The organism is Neglectibacter sp. CSJ-5 (assembly GCF_032490475.1).
Lineage (GTDB): Bacteria > Bacillota > Clostridia > Oscillospirales > Acutalibacteraceae > Hominenteromicrobium > Hominenteromicrobium mulieris.
Genome location: NZ_JAVYJC010000004.1, coordinates 168,286 through 194,151 on the forward strand (window position 1 = coordinate 168,286; position 25,866 = coordinate 194,151).

24 protein-coding genes, 1 tRNA gene and 2 pseudogenes are annotated in these 25,866 nt (G+C 48.2%); 4 read left to right on the top strand and 23 right to left on the bottom strand.

Annotated features, from left to right (window positions below; translation table 11 throughout):
• Positions 1 to 15: 15 nt before the first annotated feature.
• From R2K26_RS09690 to R2K26_RS09795, 22 genes and pseudogenes are all read right to left on the bottom strand, one after another.
• Positions 16 to 1,248, bottom strand: a complete 1,233-nt coding sequence (locus R2K26_RS09690; RefSeq protein ID WP_002304383.1) for an ATP-binding protein — start codon at positions 1,246 to 1,248, stop codon at positions 16 to 18.
• A gap of 151 nt (positions 1,249 to 1,399) precedes the next feature.
• Positions 1,400 to 2,083 carry a DUF4366 domain-containing protein gene (locus tag R2K26_RS09695; protein WP_002578950.1) on the bottom strand — a complete coding sequence of 228 codons (684 nt, stop codon included), beginning with the start codon at positions 2,081 to 2,083 and terminating at the stop codon, positions 1,400 to 1,402.
• The gene (locus R2K26_RS09700) at positions 2,073 to 2,330 is read right to left on the bottom strand and encodes a DUF4315 family protein (protein WP_002304378.1); all 258 of its coding nucleotides are present in this window, start codon (positions 2,328 to 2,330) and stop codon (positions 2,073 to 2,075) included. Before R2K26_RS09700 ends, R2K26_RS09695 begins: the two co-directional genes overlap by 11 nt.
• A 14-nt stretch (positions 2,331 to 2,344) precedes the next feature.
• Positions 2,345 to 4,081: a C40 family peptidase gene (locus R2K26_RS09705; RefSeq protein WP_002304377.1), complete on the bottom strand. Its 1,737-nt coding sequence runs from the start codon at positions 4,079 to 4,081 to the stop codon at positions 2,345 to 2,347.
• Between the two features lie 3 nt (positions 4,082 to 4,084).
• Positions 4,085 to 6,472 carry a VirB4-like conjugal transfer ATPase, CD1110 family gene (locus R2K26_RS09710; RefSeq protein WP_002588967.1) on the bottom strand — a complete coding sequence of 796 codons (2,388 nt, stop codon included), beginning with the start codon at positions 6,470 to 6,472 and terminating at the stop codon, positions 4,085 to 4,087.
• Positions 6,432 to 6,866, bottom strand: a complete 435-nt coding sequence (locus R2K26_RS09715) for a PrgI family protein (RefSeq protein WP_002304375.1) — start codon at positions 6,864 to 6,866, stop codon at positions 6,432 to 6,434. The genes R2K26_RS09710 and R2K26_RS09715 overlap by 41 nt, the downstream gene beginning before the upstream one ends.
• A gap of 17 nt (positions 6,867 to 6,883) precedes the next feature.
• A pseudogene (locus R2K26_RS09720) lies at positions 6,884 to 7,162 on the bottom strand (hypothetical protein); the annotation flags it as partial.
• 99 nt (positions 7,163 to 7,261) lie between these two features.
• Complete coding sequence (locus tag R2K26_RS09725) at positions 7,262 to 9,094, bottom strand: reverse transcriptase/maturase family protein (RefSeq protein ID WP_117471387.1); 1,833 nt, start codon at positions 9,092 to 9,094, stop codon at positions 7,262 to 7,264.
• A gap of 653 nt (positions 9,095 to 9,747) precedes the next feature.
• A pseudogene (locus R2K26_RS09730) lies at positions 9,748 to 10,338 on the bottom strand (VirB6/TrbL-like conjugal transfer protein, CD1112 family); the annotation flags it as partial.
• A gap of 25 nt (positions 10,339 to 10,363) precedes the next feature.
• On the bottom strand, positions 10,364 to 10,579 hold the full coding sequence (locus R2K26_RS09735) for a Maff2 family mobile element protein (protein WP_002576404.1): 216 nt from the start codon (positions 10,577 to 10,579) through the stop codon (positions 10,364 to 10,366).
• Positions 10,580 to 10,662: 83 nt separating this feature from the next.
• On the bottom strand, positions 10,663 to 11,055 hold the full coding sequence (locus tag R2K26_RS09740; protein WP_002304334.1) for a helix-turn-helix domain-containing protein: 393 nt from the start codon (positions 11,053 to 11,055) through the stop codon (positions 10,663 to 10,665).
• Between the two features lie 5 nt (positions 11,056 to 11,060).
• Positions 11,061 to 11,381, bottom strand: a complete 321-nt coding sequence (locus R2K26_RS09745; RefSeq protein WP_002304332.1) for a hypothetical protein — start codon at positions 11,379 to 11,381, stop codon at positions 11,061 to 11,063.
• Positions 11,382 to 11,393: 12 nt separating this feature from the next.
• Positions 11,394 to 13,145, bottom strand: a complete 1,752-nt coding sequence (locus R2K26_RS09750; protein WP_002588968.1) for a VirD4-like conjugal transfer protein, CD1115 family — start codon at positions 13,143 to 13,145, stop codon at positions 11,394 to 11,396.
• The gene (locus R2K26_RS09755) at positions 13,145 to 13,627 is read right to left on the bottom strand and encodes a PcfB family protein (RefSeq protein ID WP_002304320.1); all 483 of its coding nucleotides are present in this window, start codon (positions 13,625 to 13,627) and stop codon (positions 13,145 to 13,147) included. Before R2K26_RS09755 ends, R2K26_RS09750 begins: the two co-directional genes overlap by 1 nt.
• Positions 13,628 to 13,663: 36 nt before the next feature.
• Complete coding sequence (locus R2K26_RS09760) at positions 13,664 to 13,975, bottom strand: DUF5720 family protein (protein WP_002304317.1); 312 nt, start codon at positions 13,973 to 13,975, stop codon at positions 13,664 to 13,666.
• Between the two features lie 10 nt (positions 13,976 to 13,985).
• Positions 13,986 to 14,627: a DUF3846 domain-containing protein gene (locus R2K26_RS09765; protein WP_002588969.1), complete on the bottom strand. Its 642-nt coding sequence runs from the start codon at positions 14,625 to 14,627 to the stop codon at positions 13,986 to 13,988.
• Between the two features lie 54 nt (positions 14,628 to 14,681).
• Positions 14,682 to 15,209, bottom strand: coding sequence for a hypothetical protein (locus R2K26_RS09770; protein ID WP_002304315.1), 528 nt, complete (start codon positions 15,207 to 15,209; stop codon positions 14,682 to 14,684).
• Positions 15,210 to 15,217: 8 nt separating this feature from the next.
• The gene (locus tag R2K26_RS09775; protein WP_002304314.1) at positions 15,218 to 16,144 is read right to left on the bottom strand and encodes a ParB/RepB/Spo0J family partition protein; all 927 of its coding nucleotides are present in this window, start codon (positions 16,142 to 16,144) and stop codon (positions 15,218 to 15,220) included.
• Positions 16,101 to 16,928, bottom strand: coding sequence for a ParA family protein (locus R2K26_RS09780; RefSeq protein ID WP_002304313.1), 828 nt, complete (start codon positions 16,926 to 16,928; stop codon positions 16,101 to 16,103). The genes R2K26_RS09775 and R2K26_RS09780 overlap by 44 nt, the downstream gene beginning before the upstream one ends.
• A 6-nt stretch (positions 16,929 to 16,934) precedes the next feature.
• Positions 16,935 to 17,864, bottom strand: coding sequence for a DUF6017 domain-containing protein (locus tag R2K26_RS09785; protein WP_002304312.1), 930 nt, complete (start codon positions 17,862 to 17,864; stop codon positions 16,935 to 16,937).
• Positions 17,861 to 18,064 carry a hypothetical protein gene (locus tag R2K26_RS09790; RefSeq protein WP_223385014.1) on the bottom strand — a complete coding sequence of 68 codons (204 nt, stop codon included), beginning with the start codon at positions 18,062 to 18,064 and terminating at the stop codon, positions 17,861 to 17,863. Before R2K26_RS09790 ends, R2K26_RS09785 begins: the two co-directional genes overlap by 4 nt.
• A gap of 569 nt (positions 18,065 to 18,633) precedes the next feature.
• Positions 18,634 to 18,710, bottom strand: a tRNA-Arg gene (locus R2K26_RS09795).
• A 684-nt stretch (positions 18,711 to 19,394) separates the two neighbouring features.
• Here R2K26_RS09795 and R2K26_RS09800 point away from each other — a divergent pair.
• Genes R2K26_RS09800 through R2K26_RS09815 form a run of 4 tightly spaced genes read left to right on the top strand, consistent with a single transcriptional unit; the run spans position 19,395 to position 24,642 of the window.
• A complete protein-coding gene (locus R2K26_RS09800; RefSeq protein WP_308449839.1) occupies positions 19,395 to 20,816 on the top strand; it encodes an MBOAT family O-acyltransferase in 1,422 nt (473 codons plus the stop codon).
• An 18-nt stretch (positions 20,817 to 20,834) separates the two neighbouring features.
• Entirely contained in the window at positions 20,835 to 22,538 is a 1,704-nt protein-coding gene (locus tag R2K26_RS09805) for a DHHW family protein (RefSeq protein WP_316520305.1), read from the top strand.
• 13 nt (positions 22,539 to 22,551) lie between these two features.
• Positions 22,552 to 24,348 carry an HAD-IIIC family phosphatase gene (locus tag R2K26_RS09810; protein WP_316520308.1) on the top strand — a complete coding sequence of 599 codons (1,797 nt, stop codon included), beginning with the start codon at positions 22,552 to 22,554 and terminating at the stop codon, positions 24,346 to 24,348.
• 48 nt (positions 24,349 to 24,396) lie between these two features.
• The gene (locus tag R2K26_RS09815) at positions 24,397 to 24,642 is read left to right on the top strand and encodes an acyl carrier protein (protein WP_176819776.1); all 246 of its coding nucleotides are present in this window, start codon (positions 24,397 to 24,399) and stop codon (positions 24,640 to 24,642) included.
• A gap of 69 nt (positions 24,643 to 24,711) precedes the next feature.
• On the opposite strand, the gene R2K26_RS09820 is transcribed toward R2K26_RS09815, so the two are convergent.
• Positions 24,712 to 25,704, bottom strand: coding sequence for a TPM domain-containing protein (locus R2K26_RS09820; protein ID WP_316520313.1), 993 nt, complete (start codon positions 25,702 to 25,704; stop codon positions 24,712 to 24,714).
• Between the last annotated feature and the right edge of the window lie 162 nt (positions 25,705 to 25,866).

The following is a 25,866-nucleotide window of genomic DNA, read 5'->3' on the forward strand; positions in this document are numbered from 1 at the left end:
GATATTTCACCTTGCTTATTCTTGTAGCAACCAATCGGCTATATCGTGAATTTCGATTCCTTCATAGCTATATTGGGGATGTTTGGTTCTGGCAATAATCATTTTCGGATAAGCGTCTCGAATCTGAAGCAGAGGAGAGCATTCTCTCTCAAATGTTTCCTGCCCGGAAATGTTGTCGCTGACCTGAATATAAATCTTTTCGCTACCTCTCTGAGCAACAAAGTCGATTTCCTTTTGATAGAGCTTGCCGACATAGACATCATATCCACGGCGAAGAAGCTCGATACAAACAACGTTTTCATATACTCTGCCATAGTCTATATTTCTGCTTCCCAGTATTGCATATCGAATACCGCTGTCACACAAATAGAACTTTTCAGAGCTTTCAAGGTATTTCTTACCTCGGATGTCATATCTCTTAATATCATAAAATACAAAAGCATTGCACAAATACTTAATGTACTTGCCGACGGTTACATGATTGGTTGGAGTCTCATTTGCTGTCAGTAGCTGACTGACCTTATTCGGAGAAGTCAGGTTGCTGATATTATCCATAAGGAACTCGCTCAGACGTTGTAAAACCAAAGTGTCCGGGAGAGTATATTTCTGTACCAAATCCCTTGTAACAATCGTTTCGTAGACCTCTTTGATATAGTTTGTTCTGTCTTTTTCGGTTCTATAAGCATAGGAACCTGCTAAACCGCCCTTGATAGCGTACTCATCAAAGAGCTTATCTTTGTCACTAATATCATCATAATACTGGCAATATTCCTGGAAGCTGAAAGGAAACACATGAATTTCAATATAGCGTCCGGTAAACAGAGTTGCCAGATCTGCACTCAACAGGAAAGCATTAGAGCCTGTTACATAGATGTCGTATTTTCCCTTAGAGTACAGGCTATTGATTGCCAACTCAAACTTGGGACACATCTGAACCTCGTCTACAAACAGGTAGTTCGTTTTTCCTTCCTGATAATGTTCTTCCACATAGGCGTGTAAGGCATGGTATTCCTTGATTTCTTCATACGCCAAATCCATGAAGTCGATGAAGATAATATTGATGTTTTCAAAATTGCTTTTCAGATACGCAATATACGCCTGCATCAATTTGGACTTACCAGATCGACGAATGCCCGTGATGATCTTGATGTCAGGAGTACCATTCAGTTCAATGATTCTATCGAGATATTTTGCTCTCGTGATTGTTTTCATATAGTCACCCGCTTTCAAAAATTGAAGTTTTTTCATTTCTCGAAACCGCTTCGCTGTACTTATTATACTGTCTGCTAATAGTATATGCAAGATGTCACTTTCAAAAACGCAAATTTTTTTATTTTTTGAAAGCGGAAACTATGTAAAGGCAACCCGAAGGCTGCCCCAGGCATCAAGCCTATCCTGTTTACACAGGTTCATTATCATCTTCATCGACGGAGCTATCTTCATCGTCGTCCTCAAACTCCGGATCGTACCCATAGTCCTCGTCATCGTCCACATAATCAGCATCTGGGTCAGGCTTTGCCGCTTCCTGTGCCTTCTTCTTTTCCTGGACTTTCTTAAATACGAAGAATCCACCACCACAGGCAAGCACAATCAGAGTAAGAATCGCCGGGAGCATATTTGTGGATTTCGGCTTTTCCTCCGGTGTCGGTTCTGTAATTTCAGGAACTGTTTCAACTACTTCCGGCTTTGTTTCCTCAACCGGCTTGGTGAACTCTGCAACTTCTTCCTCGTCCATCAGCTTGAGCAGGTCGGCTTCATCCACCTGATTCAGAAAATGCACGGTTTCCTCGCCCTTATCATCACGGTCAATGATGATATAGAAGTAGTTTCCGTTTTTGGTTACAGCGGTAATGAACTGCTTTCCGCTTTTCGTAGGCGAGCCAGCGTCATCAACCAAAGTCAGATTGCCGTCGGGAGTAAGCGGTAGCATCGGCTCCTCCGGCTCTGTTTCGGGAACTTTTTCTTCGACCGCAGGTTCTTCAGTCGCTACGCTTTCATCTACATAGGCAAATGCCGTTGTAGAAAACACGCCAAAACACATTGCACACGCCAGCAATGCGGCTCCAATTTTCTTAAATCTCATTCTGCGTTTCCTCCTCATTCATAGTATTGATCGTATCAGGCTTCGGAGCCATATCCGCAGCAAACATACGGAGCAGCTCGGAAAGCTGTTCGGGATTCAGGTTCGCAGCATGAACCATCTCATGGATTTCGGAATTTTCCTCCTCACGGTATCTGCGTTCCAGGTCTTTCACCTTAGCATCCCATTCTGCCCGTTTCTTACGGGCTTTTTCAAGGTCTGCACCTATTCTGTCTAACTTGGCACTCAATCGCCATCCCTCCTTTAGTTTCTGATTCTGCCGAAGCAGTAAAAATGCTGTTGCCAGTAATTCGATTCGATAGAAGCGTAGGAAATGGGGTTTCCGCAGTGGATCATCATACCATTGCCAACATAGATACCAACGTGTGATGCACCGGAGGTATCATAAGTGCCTTGGAAGAAAATCAAATCTCCCGGTTTGGCAGAGCTTTTCGGGATAATGTCGCATACGCCCATCAAACCGTTTGCGGTCAAACGACCAACACTCCAACCGTTTCCGCAGTGATTGATTACATAGGAAACAAATCCGGAGCAGTCAAAGGAGGTAGACGGGCTGCTGCCGCCCCACACATACGGGTATCCCAGATATTTTTCAGCTTCCCGAATCATATTGGCAAATCTTGTGTCTGTCAGCGCTTCGCCCGGAATATCATAATCGGTGTACTCGCCGCCAGGGGTGGCGTAAATGTCATTTCCGAAAATATCCGGTCTGTTGCCCCTTGTCTGAAGCAAAATTCTATATCGCTCCATATCATCTTCCGACAAGCCGGAATTTGAAATCACACTGTTCAAGCCCTTATTTCTGAGCTTCACATTCAGAATATAATATTCGTAATCTTCTTCCTCTGTTGTTGTCTCTCCCGTTTCGGGATCAGTAGAAGATGTTGTTCGTGTACGAATCTCTACTACTTCCGTCAGGGTCAGCTCATATTGTTGCTCAAATAGCCATTGCAGGGTAGCCTGCACCTCATCTCTGGTGTAATCCTCAAACTTCACCGTCAAATACGCCGCCAGCTCATAAGGATTGTGGTTGATTTCATCAAGGTCATACCGGTACTCGTCATATCCGCTATGAGTACGCTCGATATTATTGATTTTATTGCGGAGCGCAGCTTCCAAAGCCTTGTAATCATTGTCCGCACCAATAATATCTTCCTCTTTTGCAGTAAAAGAAGTTCCCAGAATGATCTGTGTGCCGCCTTGGAACATAGCCGAACAAGACGAGAACATCCCTGAGAGTATCATAAAAAGCAGTCCGGCAATCAAAACAAACAGAATCGTTTTAGAGTGTGTGGTGCAGAACTCCGTTACTCTTTCTGTGATGTTCTTGGCTCCCTGAGCTGCTTTGCCCGTTGCCTTGCCTGCACCCTTAGATGCAGAAGCCGTTGTCGAAGCGGTATTCTTACCGGCTTTGGCGGCAGCATATTCTTTCTTGATTGCCCTTTTCTGTTGCCAACGGGAAAAGGGATTGGAACCGGCATCGGGGTTGTCCTTTTTGAACTTCTCATACAGGGCATTTACATTTGCTTTATCTGACTTCTCAACCAGCTTTTCCGCCTTGTCGTAGGCTTTCAGCTTGTGACTGTAAACGGCATGATCGACGGTATAGACAGTGGATTCAACAGCCTTGGTCGTTTCCTGCACAGCCTGAACGCCGATATTATCATCCTCATATTCTGACACCGCCCGATGTGCTTTGGATGTGAGCGTGACTGCGGCACCACGGCTTGCCATGTGCTTTGCCACAGATGGGCGCTCGATTTCCGTAAACTCCGCTTTTTCAAAACGGAGCTTTGCTTTACGGGAACCGGCTGCATCTGTTTCCAGCTTTAGCTTCGGCTTTGCCTTTTTAGAAGCCAATTTGTCTGCCGCTTTTTCAGCCCTATCAACCGCCTTATCTGCACGGTCGGCAGCTTTCTTCACATGAGAATCTGCAAGGTCATCTTCGGTAAAACGGAGTCGTGTAGGTCTTTTCGCCATACATTACGCCTCCTTTTCCTGTGCCACCTCGTTTAACTTCGTGGTCATAATGCGATACAGTTCCAGATCTGTCGGGAATCGGTCAATGAACGGCAGAATCACATTGCCATAGAACAGAAGTCCTTCGCCCTCACCGGAGTTGGTTACATAGGACAGCTGATGCGGCGAAATGTTCAACCGCTGTGCCAGAATACTTCGGTCATCGCTTGCCTGATTCAGCATATAGATGAAATCAGAGTTTTCGAGGATGTTGGCAATCTCCGGGGAACGAAGCAGGTCTTTGACATTCTGAGTAATACCGGTCGGCAAGCCGCCCCATTTACGGAATCGCTTCCAGATTTCTACGGAATAGGTTGCCGTCTGTTCTTCCTTCAGAAGCAGATGGAACTCGTCAATATAATATCTGGTCGATTTACCGGCAGAACGGTTGGCAGTTACACGCCCCCAGACCTGATCCTGAACGATCAGCATACCGATTTTTTTCAGCTGATTGCCCAGCTCCTTAATGTCGAAGCACACCAGACGATTCTGAATATCCACATTGGTTCTGTTGTTAAACAGTTTCAGAGAACCCTTAACATAGATTTCCAAGGCGGTCGCTACATGGTGGGCTTCCTTTTCGTCCTGTTTCAGAAGGGCATCATACAAATCCTCAAGGATCGGCATATTCTCAGGGGCAGGATTGTCGAAATATCTCTGGTAAATCTGATGCACACAACGGTCGATAACCGTCTTTTCGATAGGCTGCAAGCCATCCTTACTGCCCATAATCAACTCACAGAGGGACAGGATAAAATCAGCTTTCAGTGCTACCGGGTTGTCATCCTCAGAGTAGTTCAGGTTGATGTCCATAGGGTTGATATAGTTGGTACTGGAGGAGCTGATTTTTACCACCTGACCATTGAACTTGTGAACCAGAGCCGCATATTCCGCTTCGGGGTCGCAGATGATAATATCGTCATCCGTAACCAGGAACGCATTGGTGATTTCACGCTTTGCGGAAAAGGATTTACCGGAACCGGGAGTACCCAGAATCAGTCCGTTGGGGTTCTTGAGCTTCTTTCTGTCCACCATGATAAGGTTGTTCGACAGAGCATTCAGCCCGTAATAGAGCGTTTCTCCACCATTCTGGAACAGCTCCTGCGTGGTGAAAGGCACAAAAATAGCCGTGGAACTGGTAGTCAGGCCACGACGAATCTCAATCAGGTTTTGTGCCAAAGGCAGGCTGCTCATCAGTCCGGATTCCTGCTGAAAATCCAAACGACGCAGATTGCAGTTATGCTTCTGGGCGATGCTCTGTGCCTGGAACACATTGTTCTCCAGTTCCTGCTCGGTGCGCCCGGTGTTCAGCACCAGAAATGTCACCATGAACATTCGCTCATTCTGGCTCTGCAATTCTTTCAGAAGTGACTTCGCATCTTTACCATAGGTAGCAAGGTCAGATGGGATAATGTCCATGTCATAGCCAGAACGCACAGCCTTTTTCTGTTCCTCGATTTTGGAACGGTCAAGCTCGGTGATGATTCTCTTGATGGTCTTAATCGCCGCAGTCTGGTCAACCGACTGGATGTGCATGGTCACGATCTGCGTGGATTCCATATCCAGAAAATCCGCCAGCATACGATCAGACAGGTCTGATGCCGTAATTGCCAGATAAGACATCGAACCGAAGATACTGCCCATCTGGAAGGTGCGGTTGGTCTTAAAGGCAAACGCCGTCGGAGCAATGAAGTCCTTTACGGACAGCCCGGATTCCACAAGATACTTCCAATCGAAGAAGAACTTATCATTATCACCCATGTGGAACATAGAGTGCATCAGATGCAGCCGCTCTTTGCCGTTCATGGTAGTGGCAATGACACCCAAACGCCGAAAGTTATTGAGCAGATCGTTTTCGATATGGTTGAGTCTCGGCTTTGCCTGCCGCATGGATTCGGCTTCAATGCCGAATGTCAGGTACTTGGTTTTGGTCAAGCCGTTGTTGCCCTGCGCCAACTGCTTTTTCAGCATCTGGCTATACTCGGCACGGACGGGATTGAAGCTGTCCTTCTTGAACGGGATACGGATACTCTTTTCAAAGCTTTCAGCATCGGTACTCAGGTTCATAAAGGAAAGCTCAAAGTGAATGGAGCTGTCAAAGAAATTCAGGAAACTGCACCACTCATCGAAGATGGCAGTCTTATCTTCCTGCTGTGCCAGCTGATAGTTGATGTCCTGAAACTGAATGGTCTTGGTGTAATAACTGTCAGTGACACGGCAGATGCCATCCGGGAACATTCTCTGAAAGGGAATGGACTGCTGTGCAGTCTGCGGAATACCGTTGTCCTTCTTTGCCCGTTCCACAACAGCTTTAATTTCTCGCTGCTGCTTCCGATTCAGATTTGCAGGCATTTTGATGTTTCTTGCCTGTGGCTTCTTTTTGAAAAACAATTCGTTCAACCTCCTTTTCCAGTTTGTACTGACGCATCAAAGCGTCATAATAGTTGTCCGTCTGATAAGGGCGAACCTTTGGACGAACGAATTTGGTCTGAATGAAGTGTTCTACAACCACTTCCAACGGCTGACTATCCTTTTCATACATTGCCAGAAAGAACAACGGTAACATGACGATCATCATGGACAGTGCTGCAAGGCTCACATTTCCGGTTGCTTTGACCAGAAAGAAAATCGGCACTCCGATGAGCGCCGCCGCACCAAAGCAAAGTAACTGCCGTTTCGTCAGATTGAAGAACACTTTTGTTTTTACCCTCGTCAGGTCACGAGGTACGGGAATATACGCTGCCAAACAATTTCCTCCTTCCCTTAGTGAGCGCTGAATACACCCTTCGCAAGCGAACCAGTCTTAAACAGGGTGAAGCACAAAAGGACGGTGTAGCCCATAACACCCCAGATAGAACCGATGATGTCATCACTGAATGCGATAGACTGAATCAGCACCGCATAAATGCCCACGCAGATCATAATCAGGAATCCCTGGAATCCGATTGCAAACAGCGAACGCAGATAATTCTGTCCGATATTGCTCTGTTCTCTGTTTCCAAAAGTGGAAAGCGGAATCGGGGCAAGGCTGACCATCAGTAGGGTAAGAACCCGACGCCTTACCATATCACTATGGCAGGTTTCCGAGAACTCCCCTCCGAACCGGACTTACACCTCTCGATGTATCCGGCTCTCCAGATGTCAGTCTAATTTCCCTACGTGTAACTTATCGTGACAGTCAATGCAGAGTGCCATTGTCTTGCGTCTGCGCCCAATCATGGCGATTTCCCATTGTTTCCTGCCACTCAAATCCTTGAGTTTTCGTACATGGTGTATCTCAAGCGGCACATTCTCTGTGCCGCACCACTCGCATTTGTTCGCTTGTAGCCTTTTAATCAGGCTGTTGCACCCGTAGTTCTCAACCACTCTTGCCACTATGTCGGGGTTGCCGCTTTCGACTTTGGTATTCCGGCGGAACCCATTATTGTAGAACAGCACTTTACCCACTTTGCCATTTTTCTTCGGATACTCCACAACAAAGTCTTTTCCTTGACGGTACTTGCGAATAATTCTGCTAATTCGTGTCCGATATTTTCCGGCGAAAGTTTTGAGCATACTGTATCTCATTACATAGTAGAAGTTGTTGAGTACGGTCACGTTGTTTGCGAGCCGGTAGTAGTTGTATAATCCACGGATTTCTGCGTTGTACTGGTTTAGGATTTCCAGGTCGTCCAGGTGCAACAGGCGGGTGCGCCGGACAGGTTCCCAAACCTCTTTGTTTCCGTTCTGTTTGTCGTATTTAATTTTGAGGGCATTGTAGGAGAGCAGGCGTTTTACCCATTTATCATGGGGAACATAGAGCAAGACTTTTCCGTTGTTCACTCGTCTGGTAGCCCCGGTTTTGGTCTTTTTGCTGTACTCGCCCTTGGCGATTGTGACCTCGTATCCCAGAAACTTTGCAAAATCATGTCCGTGGGTAATCAGAGTCTTTTCCCCGGACATTTCCAGATGAAGTTTTTCCCGGATAAAACAGCCTACTTCTTGTTTTACCTGTTCTGCGTCCTCTTTACTGCCGATAACTCCTATCAGAAAATCATCCGCATACCGGACGTAGCAAATCCTCTTATAGCTGTCGTCCATCTGGTCACTGTATGGCATGGATTTCAGACTGCGCCGCAGTTCCCGGATTTCCGCAATTAAGCCCTCTTTTTCTTTCTCGCTCATTTTAGAGAGATTTCTTTTAAGCCGTTGCTCTTTTCCCCGGCAAACATCCAACTTCTTCTTGAACGCAGGATTGATTTTACGGCGGTTTCCGCAGTTGAACTTCTCTGCGTATTCTGCCATATAGTTGTCCAGTTCGTTCATATAGATATTTGCAAGGATGGGGCTGATGATAGAGCCTTGGGGAGTGCCGGAGTAGGTATTGTGATAATTCCAGTCCTCCATATATCCGGCTTTCAGAAACTTCCATAGCAGACCAATGAAATGTTCGTCTGCAATCCGCTTCCGCAGAATGTCAATCAGCACATGATGGTCTACATTGTCAAAACAGCCCTTTATATCCCCCTCAACGAACCACTTTGTCCCCGTAAAATATTTCTGTACATATTTGAGTGCCGTATGGCAGCTTTTGTTTATGCGGAAACCGTGGGAGTAGTCGCTGAAAGTTGGCTCATAGATGCTCTCTAAGATGAGCCGCACCACCTCCTGTATCAGTTTATCGTCGAATGACAGTATCCCCAGAGGGCGCATTTTCCCATTGGATTTCGGGATATACGTTCTCCTCGCCGGGTTGGGCTGGTAGCTGAAATCACGCATTTTTTCAATGAGGGCGTTTATCCTTGCCATTCCCATACCGTCAATGGTTTTGCCGTCTGTTCCGGCTGTCATGTTGCCTGGTTTCGCCTGTATCCGCTGGTATGCCAGCAGATAGAATTGTGGATTGTACAGATTGCGGTATAACCGCTCGTACTTGTAACTCTTATTACACGCCTTGGATTTTAGGCTTTCCAACACATTTTCAGGACTTCTCATAATGCCTCACGCACCTTTCCTTTTTATGAATTGGTTGACATCCTGCCTCCCTTCGCCATGTAGACGGCTTTCCCGCCCTCGGACTACTACGGAGGCTCCGTTGCCATGCCGGATATTCAGCGTCATCTTTCTTGGGTTTTTACCCCTTGAAATTTTTCACCTTGCGGCATTACGCATAGCCGGATAATCCCGGCACTCCGGTTTAGGCAATCTCCAGTTAGACACCTTGGGAAAAGCGTATTGTGATGTCGGTAATGGGTTTTCGTCCTTTTCCGCTTATTGCGGCTGGCTGTCATAAGTATCGTGCGGTCTGTGTCTACCTGTCACATTCTGCTATGACATACGGCGAATACAACCATCCTGCGCCGCCGGGTCGAGTATCCCGCCTCGGACTGCCCTTAAAGCAGTTTAGCCTTGTTCCTCATTCACAATGTTGCGTCTTGCCGCTCAGTCGTGGGTAGATGGTTTCCCCAACTTGCGATTTTTTCGGTACGCTATTGTCCCCCTTGTGGTTTCCCTCCGGGGTAAACCGAATGACGCTAAAGTGACATTTTTCACGTCTTTGATACTTTTCTTTACCGGCTTGCCAAAGCCGGATTCCCAAAATGCCCGCGCACCGCTTTCGGATGAAAAGCGGCGCTTCTGGACGCGCGATAAATTTCAATCATTCGACCGTAGACGATCACAAAGATGATGATTGCCAAAGCGGACATCGTGACCTGCACGATAAAGGATTGCAGGAACAAGCCGAGCAAAGGACCCAAATCCATTGCCATCAGCGTTTCTTCCATTGTTTCCAATGCCGAAGCATCTATGGCAGTATTTCCGGATATGATACCGGCGCTTGCGTTTATAACGTGCTGTGTCACATCAAACACAGCCATCGTGATATTGAATGTGTTTGTGATTAACATGACCGCAACAAAAGTCTTGAACACCCATTTGAAGAAGATCCAGGTTTCAAAATTTGCCAGATTGTTGTGGTCAATAATCATCTGAATTAGCTCATAACAGGCAATGAAGGTCAGAATCAAGCCTGCGATTGGGATAATCACTGACTCGGAGATGTTTCGTACCATGGCAAAGACACCCGGCGAAAAATTCGCCGGGGTCATGCCAACGGAGGTTGCTATCTCGCCAACCTGGTTGTTGACGGACTCAAACATCCCCGACAGATTTCCCATAATAGCTGAAACGAGCATTTCTTTCAGCCAGTCTGTGATCTGTTGGAGTATGCTGTCCAAAGGCGATTACCTCCTTGTTTTGTGATTAACCGAACAGTCCGGAGAGCAGAGGTACAAGGGTGGTGCCGATGAGGGCAACACCGCCGCCAGCCATGAGCTGCTTCATGCCCTGGGACTTTGCGCCGGGGTTATCGTTGCCGTAGCCCTCAAGCAGATTGATTGCACCCCAGATGCCAAGACCTGCGCCCAGAGCGATAACGAGAGTCTGAAGAACGGTTACTGCGCTATTGAAAAATGCCATAATATTTTCCTCCTAAAATTTGAAATTGTTTTGAGAATAGAAAAAGCCCTCCGTACTACCGGCATCAAAACCGGACGGAAGGCTTAGTTTACGAGAATCTTTTCAAGGAACTCCTCGACGGTTATCACGCCAAGTTTCTGTTCCATTCTGCTTCTTGCATATTCAGTTTCACAATCATATATATCACCACCACCTTTCATAAGAAACAGCCAATACATTGACTGCAACAAATCTTCACGAGAAGCACAGATTGTCGGTGAAAAAACGACAGGTGAAACCTTCAGAACCTCTGCGAGTTTCGCTGTGGTTTCTGCATTAGGGGTTCGAGCGTTTTTCTCATACTGAGCAATACGGACATCCGCTGTTTTCTCGGAATACCCCATCAGGAGTCCAAGCTCTTTCTGGGTAAGGCGGCGAAATCGTCTAACGAACTTCAATCGCTGCCCAATAGAGGTATCCGTGATCCACCAAGTCATTTTTTTTACACCTCGCTTTCTGCAAATTCTCGATATACAACCTCATTTTTTGCTCTGCGCTTGCCTACGGCTTCACTGGGAGCAAGGTCAGGGTAGGTTGCCTGCACTTTCTGTCTGCTTCTGCGGACAGTTTCAAACCCCGGAAAGCTGCGTCTATCCAGTTCCTTCAAAAACACAGGAACCGTCATGGCATGAATGTCGATGCCACGCAGACCGGAATAGTGTTCCAGTACCATCAGGTACAAATGATTGTCGGTATTTCTTGCCTTGTGGTCGTGTTCCAAGATGTTCTTAACCAGGGCAGATACCGTTTTCAGATTTTCCAAACAGAAACCTCCTTAATCCGCATCGACTACCACAAACTCATCACCTGCCTTGAGCTTCAACCTTCGACTCAGAAACTGCTCAATGTTGAACTCATTTCTCTTATCAAAGTCTGATGTGTACTTATAATTGGGGTGCTGCGTCAGATCGTACTTGTCAGAAAGAAACGGTCTGACACCACGCAACTGCAAAATACACTTGCTGCCATCCAGAACCGCAAGCTCATCTACGCTCGCAAGGTCTTTGCCTAACTTCTGATAATTCAAGCCGTAAGACGGGCTGTTACCTCTGGTGTTGGAGGTGTTGTAGGTGTCGATAGTTTCTTTTCCCAATGCCTGATTCAGTTCTTTGAGCGTGGTTGGCTCAGAACCACCCAGGAAAATTCGGGAATCCATGTTGCCGATGATGGTATCGGCATTGTCTTTATAAATGGCTTTCAGCTGTGATTGTGCCTGGAGAACAAGGCAAGCCGATATTTCACGGCTTCGGATTGTCGCTACCAGTTTTTCCAGATTGGGAATCTGACCGATGTTTGCCATCTCATCAATCAAGCAGCGCACATGAACCGGCAGTCTGCCGCCGTACACATCATCTGCTTTCTCGCACAACAAGTTGAACAGCTGTGTGTAAATCATGGAGATCAAAAAATTAAACGTCGCATCCGTATCTGACATAATCAGAAAGAGCGCCGTTTTCTTATCTCCGAGAGTATCCAACTGCAACTCGTCATAGGCAGTCACATCTCTGACCTCCTGAATATCAAAAGGAGCCAGACGAGCGCCGCAGGAAATCAAAATCGACTTAGCGGTCTTGCCGGCAGCCAGCTTGTATTTTTTATACTGACGGACTGCAAAGTGATTCGGCTTTTTCTTTTCCAGGGCTTCAAACATCAGATCCACCGGGTTCTGGAACTCCTCATCATCTTCCCGCACCTCCATTGCGTTCAGGAACTCAATCAGGGTGGAGAAATTCTGTTCCTCAACCGGAGCTTCATAGTGGATATATCCGATCAAGGCACAGTAGAGCAGCGTTTCCGCCTTCGTCCAGAACTCATCACCGGCTTTTCCATCACCCTTTGTGTTGGCAATCAGCGTTGTCACCAGTTTCAGAATGTCTTTTTCTGAATGGATATAGGCAAATGGGTTATAGTGCATCGACTTCTGAAAGTTGATGGTGTTGAAAATCTTGATGGTGTAGCCATGCTTCAAAAGGGCGTTGCCGCACTCAATCACGATGCTGCCTTTCGGGTCAGTGACCACATAGGAACTGTGCATCTGGAGAAGGTTTGGCTTCAACCAAAAGCGAGTTTTACCGGAACCCGAACCGCCGATAATCAGAACATTCTTATTTCGGGCATTGGCAGGATTCTTCGGGCGATTGCTCATCATCAGCCGCTCCGTTTTCGTCAGGATCACATTGTCCTCGAACTTTGGTGCAATAAACGGCTCAATATCTTTTGCCGTTCCCCAACGAGCAGAACCGTACTCAACATTGTGTCGGTACTTCTTTGCGTTTTTGCCTTTTAGATAGACAGCCAGCCGAAGTCCTGCGCCGCAGAGAATACCAATCAGCAAATCCAACGGGTGAAAGCTGGGAAACGGATTGTTCAGGGCTATCGGAAGGGCATGAAAAAAGCTGAGGATTTTCGCAGATGAATCTGCCCCCTCAGCCAATCTCCATGCTTCTCCTAAATTCGTAGCGAACAACCCTACCAGAAAATACGGTAAATTCAGAATCAGGAGCTTTTTCATTTTTCTCTTATCCATCACAGATCACGCTCCTGTTTCTTCTCTCGAACCTTCTTCGGAATCGCTGCGACAATTTCCTTGAACTTCTTCAGCTGCGCCAGAACGCTCGGCTTTTCATTCTTGGTTAATGCCCTTGCCTGATGTTCCTTGCAGATTGCATCCAAAGCATCTGCATCTTTAGAACGGACAAAAACAAGAAACCGGGGAGGATCAACGGACTTATCTTTTCTTACGGCAAAGTCCACGCCATACTTCTTGGCGAGCTTTTCAAAATCACGGATACTCTCTTTGTCGATCTCAACATTCGTAGCACCCTGATTCTGTCCCAAAAGCTGTTTCACGGATTGCTTTCCATGAACGGCAGGGTCTCGTGCCTTTTTCATCTTCACTTTTTCCCGGTGCTGCAAATACTTGCGGATACCGGCAATGATAGTGCGCCCCGTCAGCTTGGTTGTGCTGATCGCCAGGTTTACTGTTCTGTTTTCAACTTCTTCCTGCATGATTCATCACCTCCTGCAAGCAGTAGAGTGAACAGATTATCGTGCCATATCTCTGTGGTCGTAATACAGATTGCCCTTGGCAACTGCGGCATGGCTGATAATCTTGATATTGCCAGCTTTCTGGTTATCCAGAGCCTTCTGATAACCCACATCGCTCAAATACAGGCGATTTCTTTCGCCTTTCCAACCGACAGGCGATTCATCGGTCAGCACATCGAAAATAATCATGTGCTTGGTGGCGTCATCAAATCGTGCCAAGTCCATATAGGTATGTCCCTGGTACTCCTTGGCACCATCCTGAATCCGCTTTCGCTCCATCAGCTCTCCAATCGTCGAATTTCTTTGCATAAGAACCTCCTTACAGAACATCTCGGTCAGGGTTACTTTTGTGGGGAACCGAATCAGCTTTGACAGGTGCATCTTCTTTCTTCACCATGTCATCCGGCAGGGGAAGCGCCATAATGCTGCGCCCCATGCGTACAAAAGTCTCAGGCTGATGAAAGTGTTCCTCAAACTGCTTCATCAGTTCCGGGGACAGAGAACAAAAATCATCCTCGCCCAATCCCACAACCAGAAAATCACCGGCGATAATGTCATAAATATCGCCGTCATCATCACGCAGCGCACGGTTCAGTTCTTTGCCTACGAGTTTACCTTCGTCGTGCATCACCAGTGCAACCGGCTCATTGAACGGATAAGTTGCCTCAATATCGCCACCTACGGCTTTCTGCAAATCCTCCAGCTCACAGCCGATCTGCACAGCCTGCGGATACATGAACGGCTTTACCAGCAACACATTCATGGTATCTGCCTGTTCTTTCTGAACCTCCCGTTCCTCGGTCGTGCCGAACGCAACACCGGTAAAGTTTTCGGAGTCCAGAATGTACTCCGAATTGTAATAAGCGGCTCTAACCTGTTCCTCTGCCGCATCGTGAGATTCTGCTTGCACCGTAACCGTTTTCTCCAAGGTTTCGGTGATCTTCACATCGTATTCTTTCAAGTTTCGATACCTCCGTTTCTTTGGAAATAAGAAAAGCGACCATCCATGAACCTGTTACAGTTCATAAATAGTCGCATCCACATCGGCTAAAAGCTCGAACAAGCAAATATCGTCCAGTTCGCAAATCAGGGAACCCATGTCGAAGAAAATATCGTCCTCGCATTCCACCGTAGTAACCACGCTGCGGTGTTCGTTAAGACAAATGGCTTCTTCCTTGTCCATCGTGATCGTAGACATACAGGACACCACATAGAATGTCATATCTTCTGCTAACCACAGCTCCTTGCTCTGAATCGTGCGAACTTTTTCATCGCCGCTCATATCTTCTACATAGGACAGAAGCCGCACGGCTCTGCTGTTCAGAAGTACCTTTCCCTGATAGTCGATACCCTCACCAGCAGAGGACAATACTCGATACTCGCTAATCATCTCGGCATTTTTCTGAAACGACTTTGCCAGAAGCGCAGGAGAAATATCATCGAACTCCTCACTGTAGTTTACGAGCATATCTACCATATAATCAGGATCGCAAAGGTCGTAGAGTTCTTCCAAAGCGCCCTGAATGTTTTTGGGTGTAAACATTTTTTACCTTACCTTTCCATTGATTTTTCTCTTTTTTTCTGCCATTGCTCCAAAAGCTGAATGATTTTATCCTCCATCTGCTTGTTGGTATAGGACTTCGGGAAGTATTTTCGCAACGAATCCGTTTTGAAGGTTACTCTGTCCAGCTCTCCCTTCTTGATTTCATTCATAATCTCGCACATCGCATCCAGCGTACACTCGCCCTCCTGTGCGAGCTTTTTAATTCGCTGTGCTTGCGAAAGGGAAGGAGCTGCTTGAGCATAATCCATTGCAGAAAGAAAATCCTTCTGTTCTTCACTTGCCAGATAGGAAAGCTCCACCGCAGGATTGAATTTGATCTGACCCGTATCTACCATATCCAGCAGTTCCGGAATCAGTTCGGTCAGACGGATATAACGGTGTACCTGATTTCTGCTTTCTCCTGCCTCCTGACCGACTATATCCATTGCCTGCAACTTCATCCCAACTTGGGATGAAGTTAAATCGGTGCGTTGACCTTGATGTTTAATCGCATCCAGCTTCATCTTATAAGCAAATGCTCTTTCACTCGGCAGGATACTCTCCCTCTGCAAATTCGCATCAACCATCAAAATAATGGCTGCATCATCGTCCAGGTCACGAACAATCGCAGGCATGGTTTCCTTACCCGCAAGCTCCGATGCCCGGTGCCGCCTGTGACCAGAAACGATTTCATAACCACCGTCGGGGTCAGGACGGACAATCGCAGGAGTGAGAACTCCGAAATCTCGGACGCTCTCTGCCGTTTTCATCATTTCTTCATCATCAACCACACGGAAGGGGTGTCCCTCAAAGGGGTGTAGCTCAGAAAGCGGAATTTCCTGCACACGCTCCTGCTGGGCTTCAGCTCTGGATTGATCGGTGGAGAAAATATCATCGTACCCCTTCAAGCTGATGTTTGCGCCTTTTTTCTGCATTGTTTAACACCTCCTTCGTCAGAATTTTATAGGCTTCGGCAACTTTGCCTTTGGGATCATGCTTGAAGATACTGGTTCCCTCTGCGCTGATTTCCTCTGCACGGACAGAGCGGGGAATGTCGGTCTTGTAAACCTTCAGCTTTCCGCCGTAGCTCTCCCGAATCAGATTGCTGATGTCTTTGGAGTAGTTGGTGCGGCTGTCCACCATCGTCAGAAGAATCCCTTCAATCCTCAGTTTCGGGTTGATTTGCCTCTTGACCTTGTTGATGGTTCCAAGCAGCTGTTCCAGACCCTTTGCAGGAAGGTATGCTGCCTGAACCGGTATCAGCACATTGTCGGCAGCTGCCAACGCATTGACGGTCAGCATACCCAAAGACGGCATACAGTCAAGAAGAATGTAATCATAATTCTGTTTGACTGTATCCAGGTATTGCCGGAGAATGGTTTCCCGGCTCATGGCATTGACCAGTGCTACCTCCATACCTGAGAGTTCGATGTTGGACGGCACCAAATCAACGCCCTCCGGATGATGAAGAATCCCTTCATCGGGAGTAATAGGGTTTTCCATCATAATCTTTCCCATCAGATCGGAAAGTGTCGGAGACAGATCATCCGGGCAGGGATTGCCCAAACTGACCGTCAGGGAAGCCTGGGGATCGGTGTCTACCAGAAGCACCTTTTTTCCTTCAAGAGCCAAGCCAACGCCCAGATTCTCGGTGGTGGTGGTCTTTCCAGTGCCTCCTTTCTGATTGACCACCGCAATGATGGTTGCTTTTTTCGACATTTATCGTCACTCTCCTTCCTCTCGCTTCATTTTCAATTTCTTAAATCCTCCTTCCAAATATCCGTGTGACATATCGTGCCGAACAAGAGCATCGTAGTAGGTGTCTATTGTCGTCGGCGCATTGTATATCGTAGTCAGCATATACTGACGGATATTTCTAATCTTTGTGGTGTTCTCCTTGAAGCAGTCCATAACATATCGAATGTGTTCGGCATTCAGTTTCATAAACCGACTGCGGACAATTTCTGCCGGACGCTCCTCTGCACCAATGCGAATCAACGGTCGCTTCGTGCAAACTGTTTCAACGATCAACTCCAGAATGTTATCCAGCATTTCGGAATCGTAAGGGTAATCCTTCTTCAACAAATCCATACTAAGCTGATCCGAGAAATAATCAAAGTATTCTTGATACCGGTCATTCTCGTCCATCATTCCACCATTTCCGGAAGGAAAGATAGAATCAGTATCACTAAATTCAGTATTTTTAATATCAGTATTATTACATTGTGATTTCGGAAGTTCTTGAGTTGTGATTTCCATTGTTCCAGAATTGTGATTTTCACAATTCAAGAGTTGTGAATCCACAGCAGAGATAAAGTTCTTCACATAGATCAGGTTGGGCTTTCCCAAACCCTGGCGCTTACGTTCAATCAATCCTGCTTTCTTCTCAAGTTCACTGAGCAGCTTGATAGCCTTTTGTTCAGCACAGTTCAGAGCCATCTTCGCTTCGTCGATTGTAAAAATGATATACACTCTACCGTTTTTATCTATCCAACCATTCTTGGCAGACAGGCTCATGCGGTCAAGCAAAATGCCATACAGCATCTTGGCATCGGCAGAAATATTCCAGAACCTCTCGTTCGTGAACAACACCTTCGGAACTCGATAGAATGTGAATAGATCGGATTGCTGACCGTAAAAATAATCAAAACTCACACGGCTTCACCACCTTCTTTCTGCGGAAAACTTTCTGTTGTCAGCGGAATGCTGCGGAAAGTCGTATCCGTCTTTTCGTAAGGACATCGGGCAAAATAGTAGAAGCGGTATTCCTGTTCATACACATCCATATCAACGAAGCCCCACTTCACGCATAACCTTCTTCGTACACCAACCAATGCACGGGTGATCTCGCCCATAGGGACAGCCATCACATTCCGACTTGGGTTTCGGCGGCAAAGAGATTAAGTAGTAGCAATTATTTCTACCCAGACGGCAGCCCTTTCTGCCATTCGTCCAGAAGTAGCAGTAATGACAGTCGCTCGGCTTGTCTGCGGTATAAACAGGCTTGCTCAAATAAAACACCTCCAATCTCTTGTATTTGCCCATGGGTTTGGGCATAAAAAAAGAGCGCCTATCCATCCCCAATGCGGGGCAAATAGACGCTCTATGTACATAACGATATTTAATTTTATCTGCTATAACTGCATGGTATTCAAAACATCCGCCTTTTTTGATTAGCTGGATTTTTGGCACGATTTTGGGGCTGATTAGCAGGAAGGGCATTTTCATTAGCAAGAACAGCCCGTTTTCTGCTAAAAATTAGCTGGCGATTTTGTCTTATAACAACCGTTCGATTCTGGAGGGGTTGTCAAAAATCAAATTTTGGAGTAGAATTTTATCTCATACAGTGAAAGAGCTTTTTCGTAGCTTTTTATATAAGAAAAGCCGAAAACCCTTGAAAACAAAGGCTTTCGGCGTTGTTCACTGGCGTCCATAAGAGGATTTGAACCTCCGACCCCACGCTTAGGAGGCGTGTGCTCTATCCAGCTGAGCTATATGGACGTGTCTGATATATGATTATAGCCCGATCAAAGTCGAACTGCAATCCCTTATTTAGTTTTTTTTGAGGTGGCCGTTGTAACGCAACCTTAGGAGGCGTGTGCTCTATCCAGCTGAGCTACTGAGACATTTAAAAGTTTTATGCAATTTTCAAGGCTCGAAGGAATCGAACAATCTGCCGCTTAGGAGGCGGATGCTCTATCCAACTGAGCTACTGGCGCATATTTAATTTATGAGGCTACTACCCATCCATCGGGGAACACTTTTAGGTTCTCTTAGGAGGCGGATGCTCTATCCAACTGAGCTACTGGCGCATATTTAATTTATGAGGCTATTACCCATCTATCGGGGAACACTTTTAGGTTCTCTTAGGAGCGTGACCTCTATCCAACTGAGTTGCTGAAACGTGTTAAATTGGGGGTCATAAAGTGTACTGTGTTATTGTACCGCACGGCGGCGCATTTGTCAATCATATTGGATTTTCGCGCACTGAAATATACACAGAAAAAGCTTTGAAACCCCATGCAAATTTTCCGCAAAAGACAAGGCTCTGGGTGGCTTTTGCCTTGACGCTTTTCGCTTTTTCGTCTATACTGATATATGTATGAAAACTTATGGAAACCAAACACCGCGGGCATCGGGAAATGTGCCTGCACGGAAAAAACAAAGGATTAAGGAGCCCGATACATGGTTTTTGCCGATTTGTTCTTTATCTATGTCTTTTTGCCACTGTGCCTCATCTGTTACGGCCTCGCCAAAAAGCTCAGCACCAAAAACATCGTGCTGATTGTCTTTTCACTCATCTTTTACGCTTGGGGCGAGCCGCTTTGGATTTTGCTTTTGCTGTTCAGTTCATTCTTTAACTGGTTCATCGGCATATTGATCGGCAAATTTCGGGATACCCCGCGCGCAAAGTTAGCCGTTGGCGGCGGTATTTTAGTAGATATTCTGCTTTTGCTCATCTTTAAGTACAGCGCGTTCATTGTAGAAAACCTGAACGCTGTTTCGGGCGCGGCCATTCCCGTGCCGCAGATCACGTTGCCCATCGGTATCAGCTTCTACACGTTTCAGGCTATCTCCTACATTTTGGACTGCTACTGGGAAACGGTGGACGTGCAGCCGAAATACCACAAATTCCTTTTGTACCTGTCCCTCTTTCCGCAGCTCATCGCCGGCCCGATCGTGCGGTACAGCGTTGTGGAGCAGGAGATCGACAACCGCTCCGTCAACGCGACCGATCTATGCGAAGGTGCGCTGCGCGTGATCCTCGGCCTTGCGAAAAAGGTCATCATCGCGAACAATTTGTGGTCCATCGTCAACACGTTCTTCGGCAAGGACATCACGGGACTTTCCGTGCTCGGCACATGGTACACCATCATCGTGTATTCGCTGTATGTTTACTTTGACTTCAGCGGTTATTCCGATATTGCCATCGGCCTCGGCCGCATGTTTGGCTTCCACTTTGACGAAAACTTCCGTCATCCGTTTGCCTGCACCACCATTGCGGAGTTCTGGCAGCGCTGGCACATCTCCCTCGGCTCCTTCTTCCGTGACTACCTTTTGTACGTGCCGTTCTTCGGCAAGCCGCGCAAGTATTTCGGCCTGTTCCTTGTTTGGTTCTGCACCGGTCTTTGGCACGGTGCCGCATGGAACTTCATTTTATGGGGCCTTTACTACGGCTGCTTCATGCTGTTCGAGCAGAAAATGGGCAAAAAGCGCATGAAAAAATGGCCGATCGTGTGGAAGCATGTGTATACGAAGCTTGTCATCATCCTCGGCTTTGGCATCTTCTATTTTGAAGATCTCGGCCAGCTTGGTCAGTTTTTCCTCAATATCACGGGCATCAGCATGATTGCGAACGGCGCGCCGTTTACGGACCCCATGACGTTCTCCTCCCTGCGCAACAACATCTTTCTCATTTTGTTCGCGATTCTCGTCAGCCTGCCGGTATTGCCGAAGATCAAGAGTTATTTTCTCGAGAGCAAAAACGATACCGTTTATACCATCGGCCGCGTCGGCTCCGTTGCGGTCTGTATGGTGTTGCTCGCCGTCGTGAGTGTTCTGCTCGTTGATACCACGAACAACGTGTTCCTGTATTTCAGATTCTAAGGGGAGGTGCTCATTGACATGAACGATTTTAAAGACCTTGACCTTGATTATTTTGCTCCCCGCAAGCCCGCCGAACCGGAAGCGAAGCCGGAGGAAACCGAAGCCGTAGATGCGCCGACTGCGGATGAAAGCGCCGAACCCGCAGAGCGCCGCCGCAAGCCGAAACCGAGCCGCCGCGAGCTTTTGAACATGCGGCTTTCCGTTTTATCCGTCGGCGTTATGGTCATTCTTTTCGCCCTGATGACGCTGTATCTGCTCCTTTTCCCGCGCTCCACCGTCTCACAGATTGAAAACCGAAACCTTGCGGAATTCCCGAAATTCTCTTTTGCATCGTATTTTTCCGGCTCGTTTACGGCGGACGTCGCCACATGGTTTGACGATACCGTGCCGAACCACGACGGCTTTAAGAATATGAGCAACTCCATTAAGAATCTGTTTGGTATGAAGATGTTCGCTTCAACGGTCAGCACCGCAAAGCCCGAGACGGACAGCACAGATAACACCGATATTTCTGCCGCAAACGGTGACACCCAGACGACCACACCCGCAAACGGCACCGTGCCAAACAACACGAACCTGCTGCAATACGCCGCGGGGCGTGTGTTCCCGGCCGTGAGCGCTGCGGATGAAAAAATGGGCCGCGATTTCAGCACCGAGGATAACAGCACATTGGAATGGGTGAACAACCTGCTTGTTGTAAACTGGGATAATCACTGGCGCTGCATGGAGGCCTTCGGCGGCGGTGGCGGCACCGCTTATGCCAATGCACTCAACGACCTGCAAAGCAAGATCGGCAGCGGTGTGACCATTTGGTCTATGCCCGCGCCCACCGCTTCCGCCATCTACACCCCGAAAAATGGCATTGATTATGTTGGCGACCAGAAGGAATGCTTTGACGGCGTTGCCGAAAAGCTGAATGCCGGCATTCAGTCCGTAAACGTTGTGGACGTAATGAAAAAGCATGCGGAGGAAGATATTTACCTGCGCACCGACCACCACTGGCAGGCACGCGGTGCCTACTATGCCGCCCGCACGTTTGCCGAGGCCGCAGGCGTGCCGTTCGCAGACCTTTCCACCTACACGGAAGAATCCATTCCGGGCTATGTAGGCACTATGTACGGTTTCTCGCAGGATACGCGTATTTTGAACGACCCGGACGATTTCCACTACTTCGTGCCGGCCTCGAACTACGTGGCTTCCTACTACGATACTTCTTTTAACTACCAGTACGAAGACGACCTCTTTGCCGATGTGGACACCGCAAACGCGTACCTCAAGTTCCTCGGCGGCGACTCCTGCATCGTAAAAGTCGATACGCAGATGAAGAACGGCCGCAAGCTGCTCGTCATTAAGGACAGCTTCGGTAACGCGGAGATTCCGTTCTACACGAATTCCTTTGAGCAGATCTACGTTGCCGACGTGCGCTATTTGGAGTGCAACCTTGTCAGCTTCATCAAAGATATGGGCATTACGGATGTGCTCTTTACAATGTCCGCATACTCCGTTGTGGGCGATAACGCCGACAACATTCAGAACCTCATCGCGCAGAACGTCGGTGAGACCATCACCGATTCGCACATCGTCCCGTCTGTTACGCCGAAAACGGTTATGCCGACCGCGACAAGTGCACCAACGACGACTTCCGGCACGGATGCGGCAGCCAACACGGTCACCGGTTCTGCATCGGACAGCACAGACGATACCTCTTCCGCAAAAGAATAACAAAGGAGAGCCTATGAAAGAACTGGAATATCCCTTTGACGCCGCTTACATCATCAAAAAGCGCAAATCTTTAAAGAAAGCACTGCTCGCAGACGGCACCTCGCGCATCAGAAAGAAGATTGCCGTGTTCGGCGGCTCCACCACAAGCGACATTGTAAAAACGCTGGAGCTTTTCCTCTTAGACGCCGGTATTGAGCCGGAATTTTACGAATCCGAATACGCGCAGTATTTTCAGGACGCCATGTTCCCGGATGAAACGCTTTTAAGCTTCAAGCCGGACATTGTGTTCATCCACACCACGAATCGCAACGTGACGGACTGGCCCGAGATGACCGACACCACGGAGCAAATCGACGAAAAGCTGCACACGGAAATAAACCGTTTCACGGCGATGTGGAAAAGCATTGCGGAAAAGTTCCACTGCCCCATCATTCAAAATAACTTTGAAATGCCGCTTTACCGCCTGCTCGGCAGCCGCGACGCGTGGGACATCCACGGCCGCACGAATTTCCTCACGCGCTTAAACGAAGCTTTTTACGCCTACGCACGCGAAAATGAGAGCTTTTATATTCACGACCTCAACTTTGTTTCTGCCGACTACGGCCTGAAAGAATGGTCGAACCCGCTGTTCTGGAACATGTACAAATACGCCATGTGCTTTGAGGCGATCCCGTCCTTTGCGTTCAGCGTTTCGCACATTATCAAGTCGATTTTCGGCAAGAATAAAAAGGCGCTTGCCCTTGACCTCGATAACACCCTGTGGGGCGGCGTTGTGGGCGACGACGGCGTAGACGGCATCGAGATCGGCCAGGAGACCGGCGTTTCGCAATCCTACTACGAGTTTCAGACCTACGTAAAGCAGCTTAAAAGTCTCGGCATCGTGTTGACGGTCTGCTCTAAAAATGACCATGAAAACGCCATTGCGGGGTTAAACCACCCCGAAGGTGCACTGCGCCCGGACGATTTCGTCATCATTAAGGCAAACTGGGAAAACAAAGACCGCAACATTGCCGAGACCGCCGCAGAGCTGAACATTCTGCCGGATTCCATCGTTTTTGCGGACGATAACCCCGCCGAGCGCGAGATCGTGCGCACGCAGATCAAGGGCACGGCCGTGCCGGACATGGACGGTGTGGAAAACTACATCACGACGATTGACCGCAGCGGCTTCTTTGAAGTGACAACCTTCAGCGAAGATGACTTGAAGCGCAACGAAATGTACAAGAAAAACGCCCTGCGCGCCGCGGAAATGGCGTCGTTCGGCGATTATAACGACTATTTAAAGAGCCTTGAGATGCACGCCATCATCGATGATTTCATCCCGGTGTACCTTGCGCGCATTACACAGCTTACAAACAAGAGCAACCAGTTCAACGTGACCACCCGCCGCTATACGCCCGCCGAAATGGAAAGCGTATTTGAGGACGACGGCTATATCCGTCTGTACGGCAAGCTCATCGATAAATTCGGCGACAACGGCGTCGTTTCCGTTGTCATCGGCAGGAAAAACGGCACGGCACTCGACATTGACCTATGGCTGATGAGCTGCCGCGTGTTAAAGCGCGATATGGAATTTGCCATGTTGGACTGCCTTGTGGAGCGCTGCCGCGAAGTGGGCATAGAGACGATTAACGGCTACTACTACCCCACCGCAAAAAACAAGATGGTCAGCGACCTTTTCGGTCGCTTCGGCTTCACGAAAACTGAGGAGCACGAGGACGGCAGCACCGTGTGGCAGTTGCGCGTCGCGGACTACAAGCCGCAGAACCACGTGATCGAAGTGTTCGGCAACGACCACGCAGAAGCGTGATCCTCGCTAAATTAAGTATTAAATCAAATCACAGAAAGGAATTTTACCATGGACACAAGAGAAATTTTTGAAAGACTGGACCGCGTATTTCAGGATGTTTTTGATGATGACACCATTCACGTCACGCCGAAAACGACCGCAGACGACATTGAGGATTGGGACAGTCTGGAGCACATCACGCTGATCTCCGCTGTAGAGCGCGAGTTCCGCATGAAGTTCAAGATGGGCGAAATCTCCTCCATGAAGAACGTCGGCGAAATGGCTTCCATCATCGCAGCACGCGCAAAGGGCTGATCTTACCGCAAAAGAAAATGCCGCAGACAACCGGGTTTTCCCGTGCCTGCGGCATTTTTATATGTACGGTTATTTATAACGGTTCATGAAGTCGAGGTAATCGTCTTCCGGCGTGCGCTTCGGTTCTTCCTTACGCGGAGCGGTGTACGGGTCAGCCGTTTCCTGCTCGGCGGCACGGCGGCGCTGTTCCGCACGTCTGCGGCGCGCTTCGCGGCGCTTTTTGCGCACGCGCTGCCCGTGGATGTACACGATAAGCAGCAGCACCGCAAAGACAATGACAAGCACCAAAACAAATTTCAAAATGCCGAAAATCACCGAGCCGCCCTTAGTGCTGCCCGCTTCGGAAGATACACTGCTTCCGGCCGCGGAAGATTCCGTACTGCCGGCGGCGGACTCTGCGTTGCTTGCAGTGCCCACAGCCGCCGAGTCTGTGGGGTTGCCGGATTTATACGTTTCCGCTGCCGCTGCCACGGCGTTAAAGAGCTTTAAAACACCGGCATCATATGCGCCGGTCTGAAAATCCGCTTCCAGATTATCGTGCAGCAAAGCGCTCAGCTCCGTGCCGGAGAACGCGCCGTGCAGGCCGTCACCGGCCACCGCCATATAGTCGCCGTCCGAAACGGAAAGCCCTATGATAAGCCCGTTTTTGCTGTCGCCGCCAAGCTTCCACGTGTCCATGACCTTTTTAAGGTAGGCCACGCGGCCATCATAATCGGATTTTTCGCCGGGCAAAGTGTTCATGGTGAACACCGCAATCTGCACACCATACGTCGCATTGAGGCCGGCGTTTTTATCGTTGATTACCGTTTTCGTACTGGCGGAGATCACACTCGCTTCGTCATAGACATAAAGATCCGCGGGCTGCTCCGGCACTTCGGCGTCCGCTGCCGTCGCGCTTACGGTGCTGCCCGTGTCGCCTCCGTCTTCGGAAGACGAGGTGCTCGTGTCGCCATTTCCGGCTTCATCCGCAAACGCATACAGGTTGCCGGTGGAAAACACCATCAAAACCGCAAGGCATATCGCCGCAAAGCGTCCCATACCCGCTTTATATAGATTTTTCATCCAATCCCTGCCTTTCGGCAGCCCGGCTGTGCCCGGCCGCGTAAAATAATACCGCACAAAACCTGTTTCGTAGTTTTATGCGGTATCGGTTCTGTTGTACCTATTTTAAGAGAATTTTTCGCTGCTGTCAAGTAAAGCCGAGACTTTGCATCTTACGATCCT

Excerpts from the sequence above, each read along its gene's own strand:
- R2K26_RS09705 (WP_002304377.1), bottom strand. The coding sequence starts at position 4,081 with ATGGCGAAAAGACCTACACGACTCCGTTTTACCGAAGATGACCTTGCA.
- R2K26_RS09750 (WP_002588968.1), bottom strand. The coding sequence starts at position 13,145 with ATGGATAAGAGAAAAATGAAAAAGCTCCTGATTCTGAATTTACCGTAT.
- R2K26_RS09755 (WP_002304320.1), bottom strand. The coding sequence starts at position 13,627 with ATGCAGGAAGAAGTTGAAAACAGAACAGTAAACCTGGCGATCAGCACA.
- R2K26_RS09780 (WP_002304313.1), bottom strand. The coding sequence starts at position 16,928 with ATGTCGAAAAAAGCAACCATCATTGCGGTGGTCAATCAGAAAGGAGGC.
- R2K26_RS09735 (WP_002576404.1), bottom strand. The coding sequence starts at position 10,579 with ATGGCATTTTTCAATAGCGCAGTAACCGTTCTTCAGACTCTCGTTATC.
- R2K26_RS09775 (WP_002304314.1), bottom strand. The coding sequence starts at position 16,144 with ATGCAGAAAAAAGGCGCAAACATCAGCTTGAAGGGGTACGATGATATT.
- R2K26_RS09770 (WP_002304315.1), bottom strand. The coding sequence starts at position 15,209 with ATGTTTACACCCAAAAACATTCAGGGCGCTTTGGAAGAACTCTACGAC.
- R2K26_RS09710 (WP_002588967.1), bottom strand. The coding sequence starts at position 6,472 with ATGCCTGCAAATCTGAATCGGAAGCAGCAGCGAGAAATTAAAGCTGTT.
- R2K26_RS09740 (WP_002304334.1), bottom strand. The coding sequence starts at position 11,055 with ATGACTTGGTGGATCACGGATACCTCTATTGGGCAGCGATTGAAGTTC.
- R2K26_RS09815 (WP_176819776.1), top strand. The coding sequence starts at position 24,397 with ATGGACACAAGAGAAATTTTTGAAAGACTGGACCGCGTATTTCAGGAT.
- R2K26_RS09800 (WP_308449839.1), top strand. The coding sequence starts at position 19,395 with ATGGTTTTTGCCGATTTGTTCTTTATCTATGTCTTTTTGCCACTGTGC.
- R2K26_RS09760 (WP_002304317.1), bottom strand. The coding sequence starts at position 13,975 with ATGCAAAGAAATTCGACGATTGGAGAGCTGATGGAGCGAAAGCGGATT.
- R2K26_RS09805 (WP_316520305.1), top strand. The coding sequence starts at position 20,835 with ATGAACGATTTTAAAGACCTTGACCTTGATTATTTTGCTCCCCGCAAG.
- R2K26_RS09695 (WP_002578950.1), bottom strand. The coding sequence starts at position 2,083 with ATGAGATTTAAGAAAATTGGAGCCGCATTGCTGGCGTGTGCAATGTGT.
- R2K26_RS09790 (WP_223385014.1), bottom strand. The coding sequence starts at position 18,064 with ATGGGCGAGATCACCCGTGCATTGGTTGGTGTACGAAGAAGGTTATGC.
- R2K26_RS09820 (WP_316520313.1), bottom strand. The coding sequence starts at position 25,704 with ATGAAAAATCTATATAAAGCGGGTATGGGACGCTTTGCGGCGATATGC.
- R2K26_RS09725 (WP_117471387.1), bottom strand. The coding sequence starts at position 9,094 with ATGAGAAGTCCTGAAAATGTGTTGGAAAGCCTAAAATCCAAGGCGTGT.
- R2K26_RS09690 (WP_002304383.1), bottom strand. The coding sequence starts at position 1,248 with ATGAAAAAACTTCAATTTTTGAAAGCGGGTGACTATATGAAAACAATC.
- R2K26_RS09810 (WP_316520308.1), top strand. The coding sequence starts at position 22,552 with ATGAAAGAACTGGAATATCCCTTTGACGCCGCTTACATCATCAAAAAG.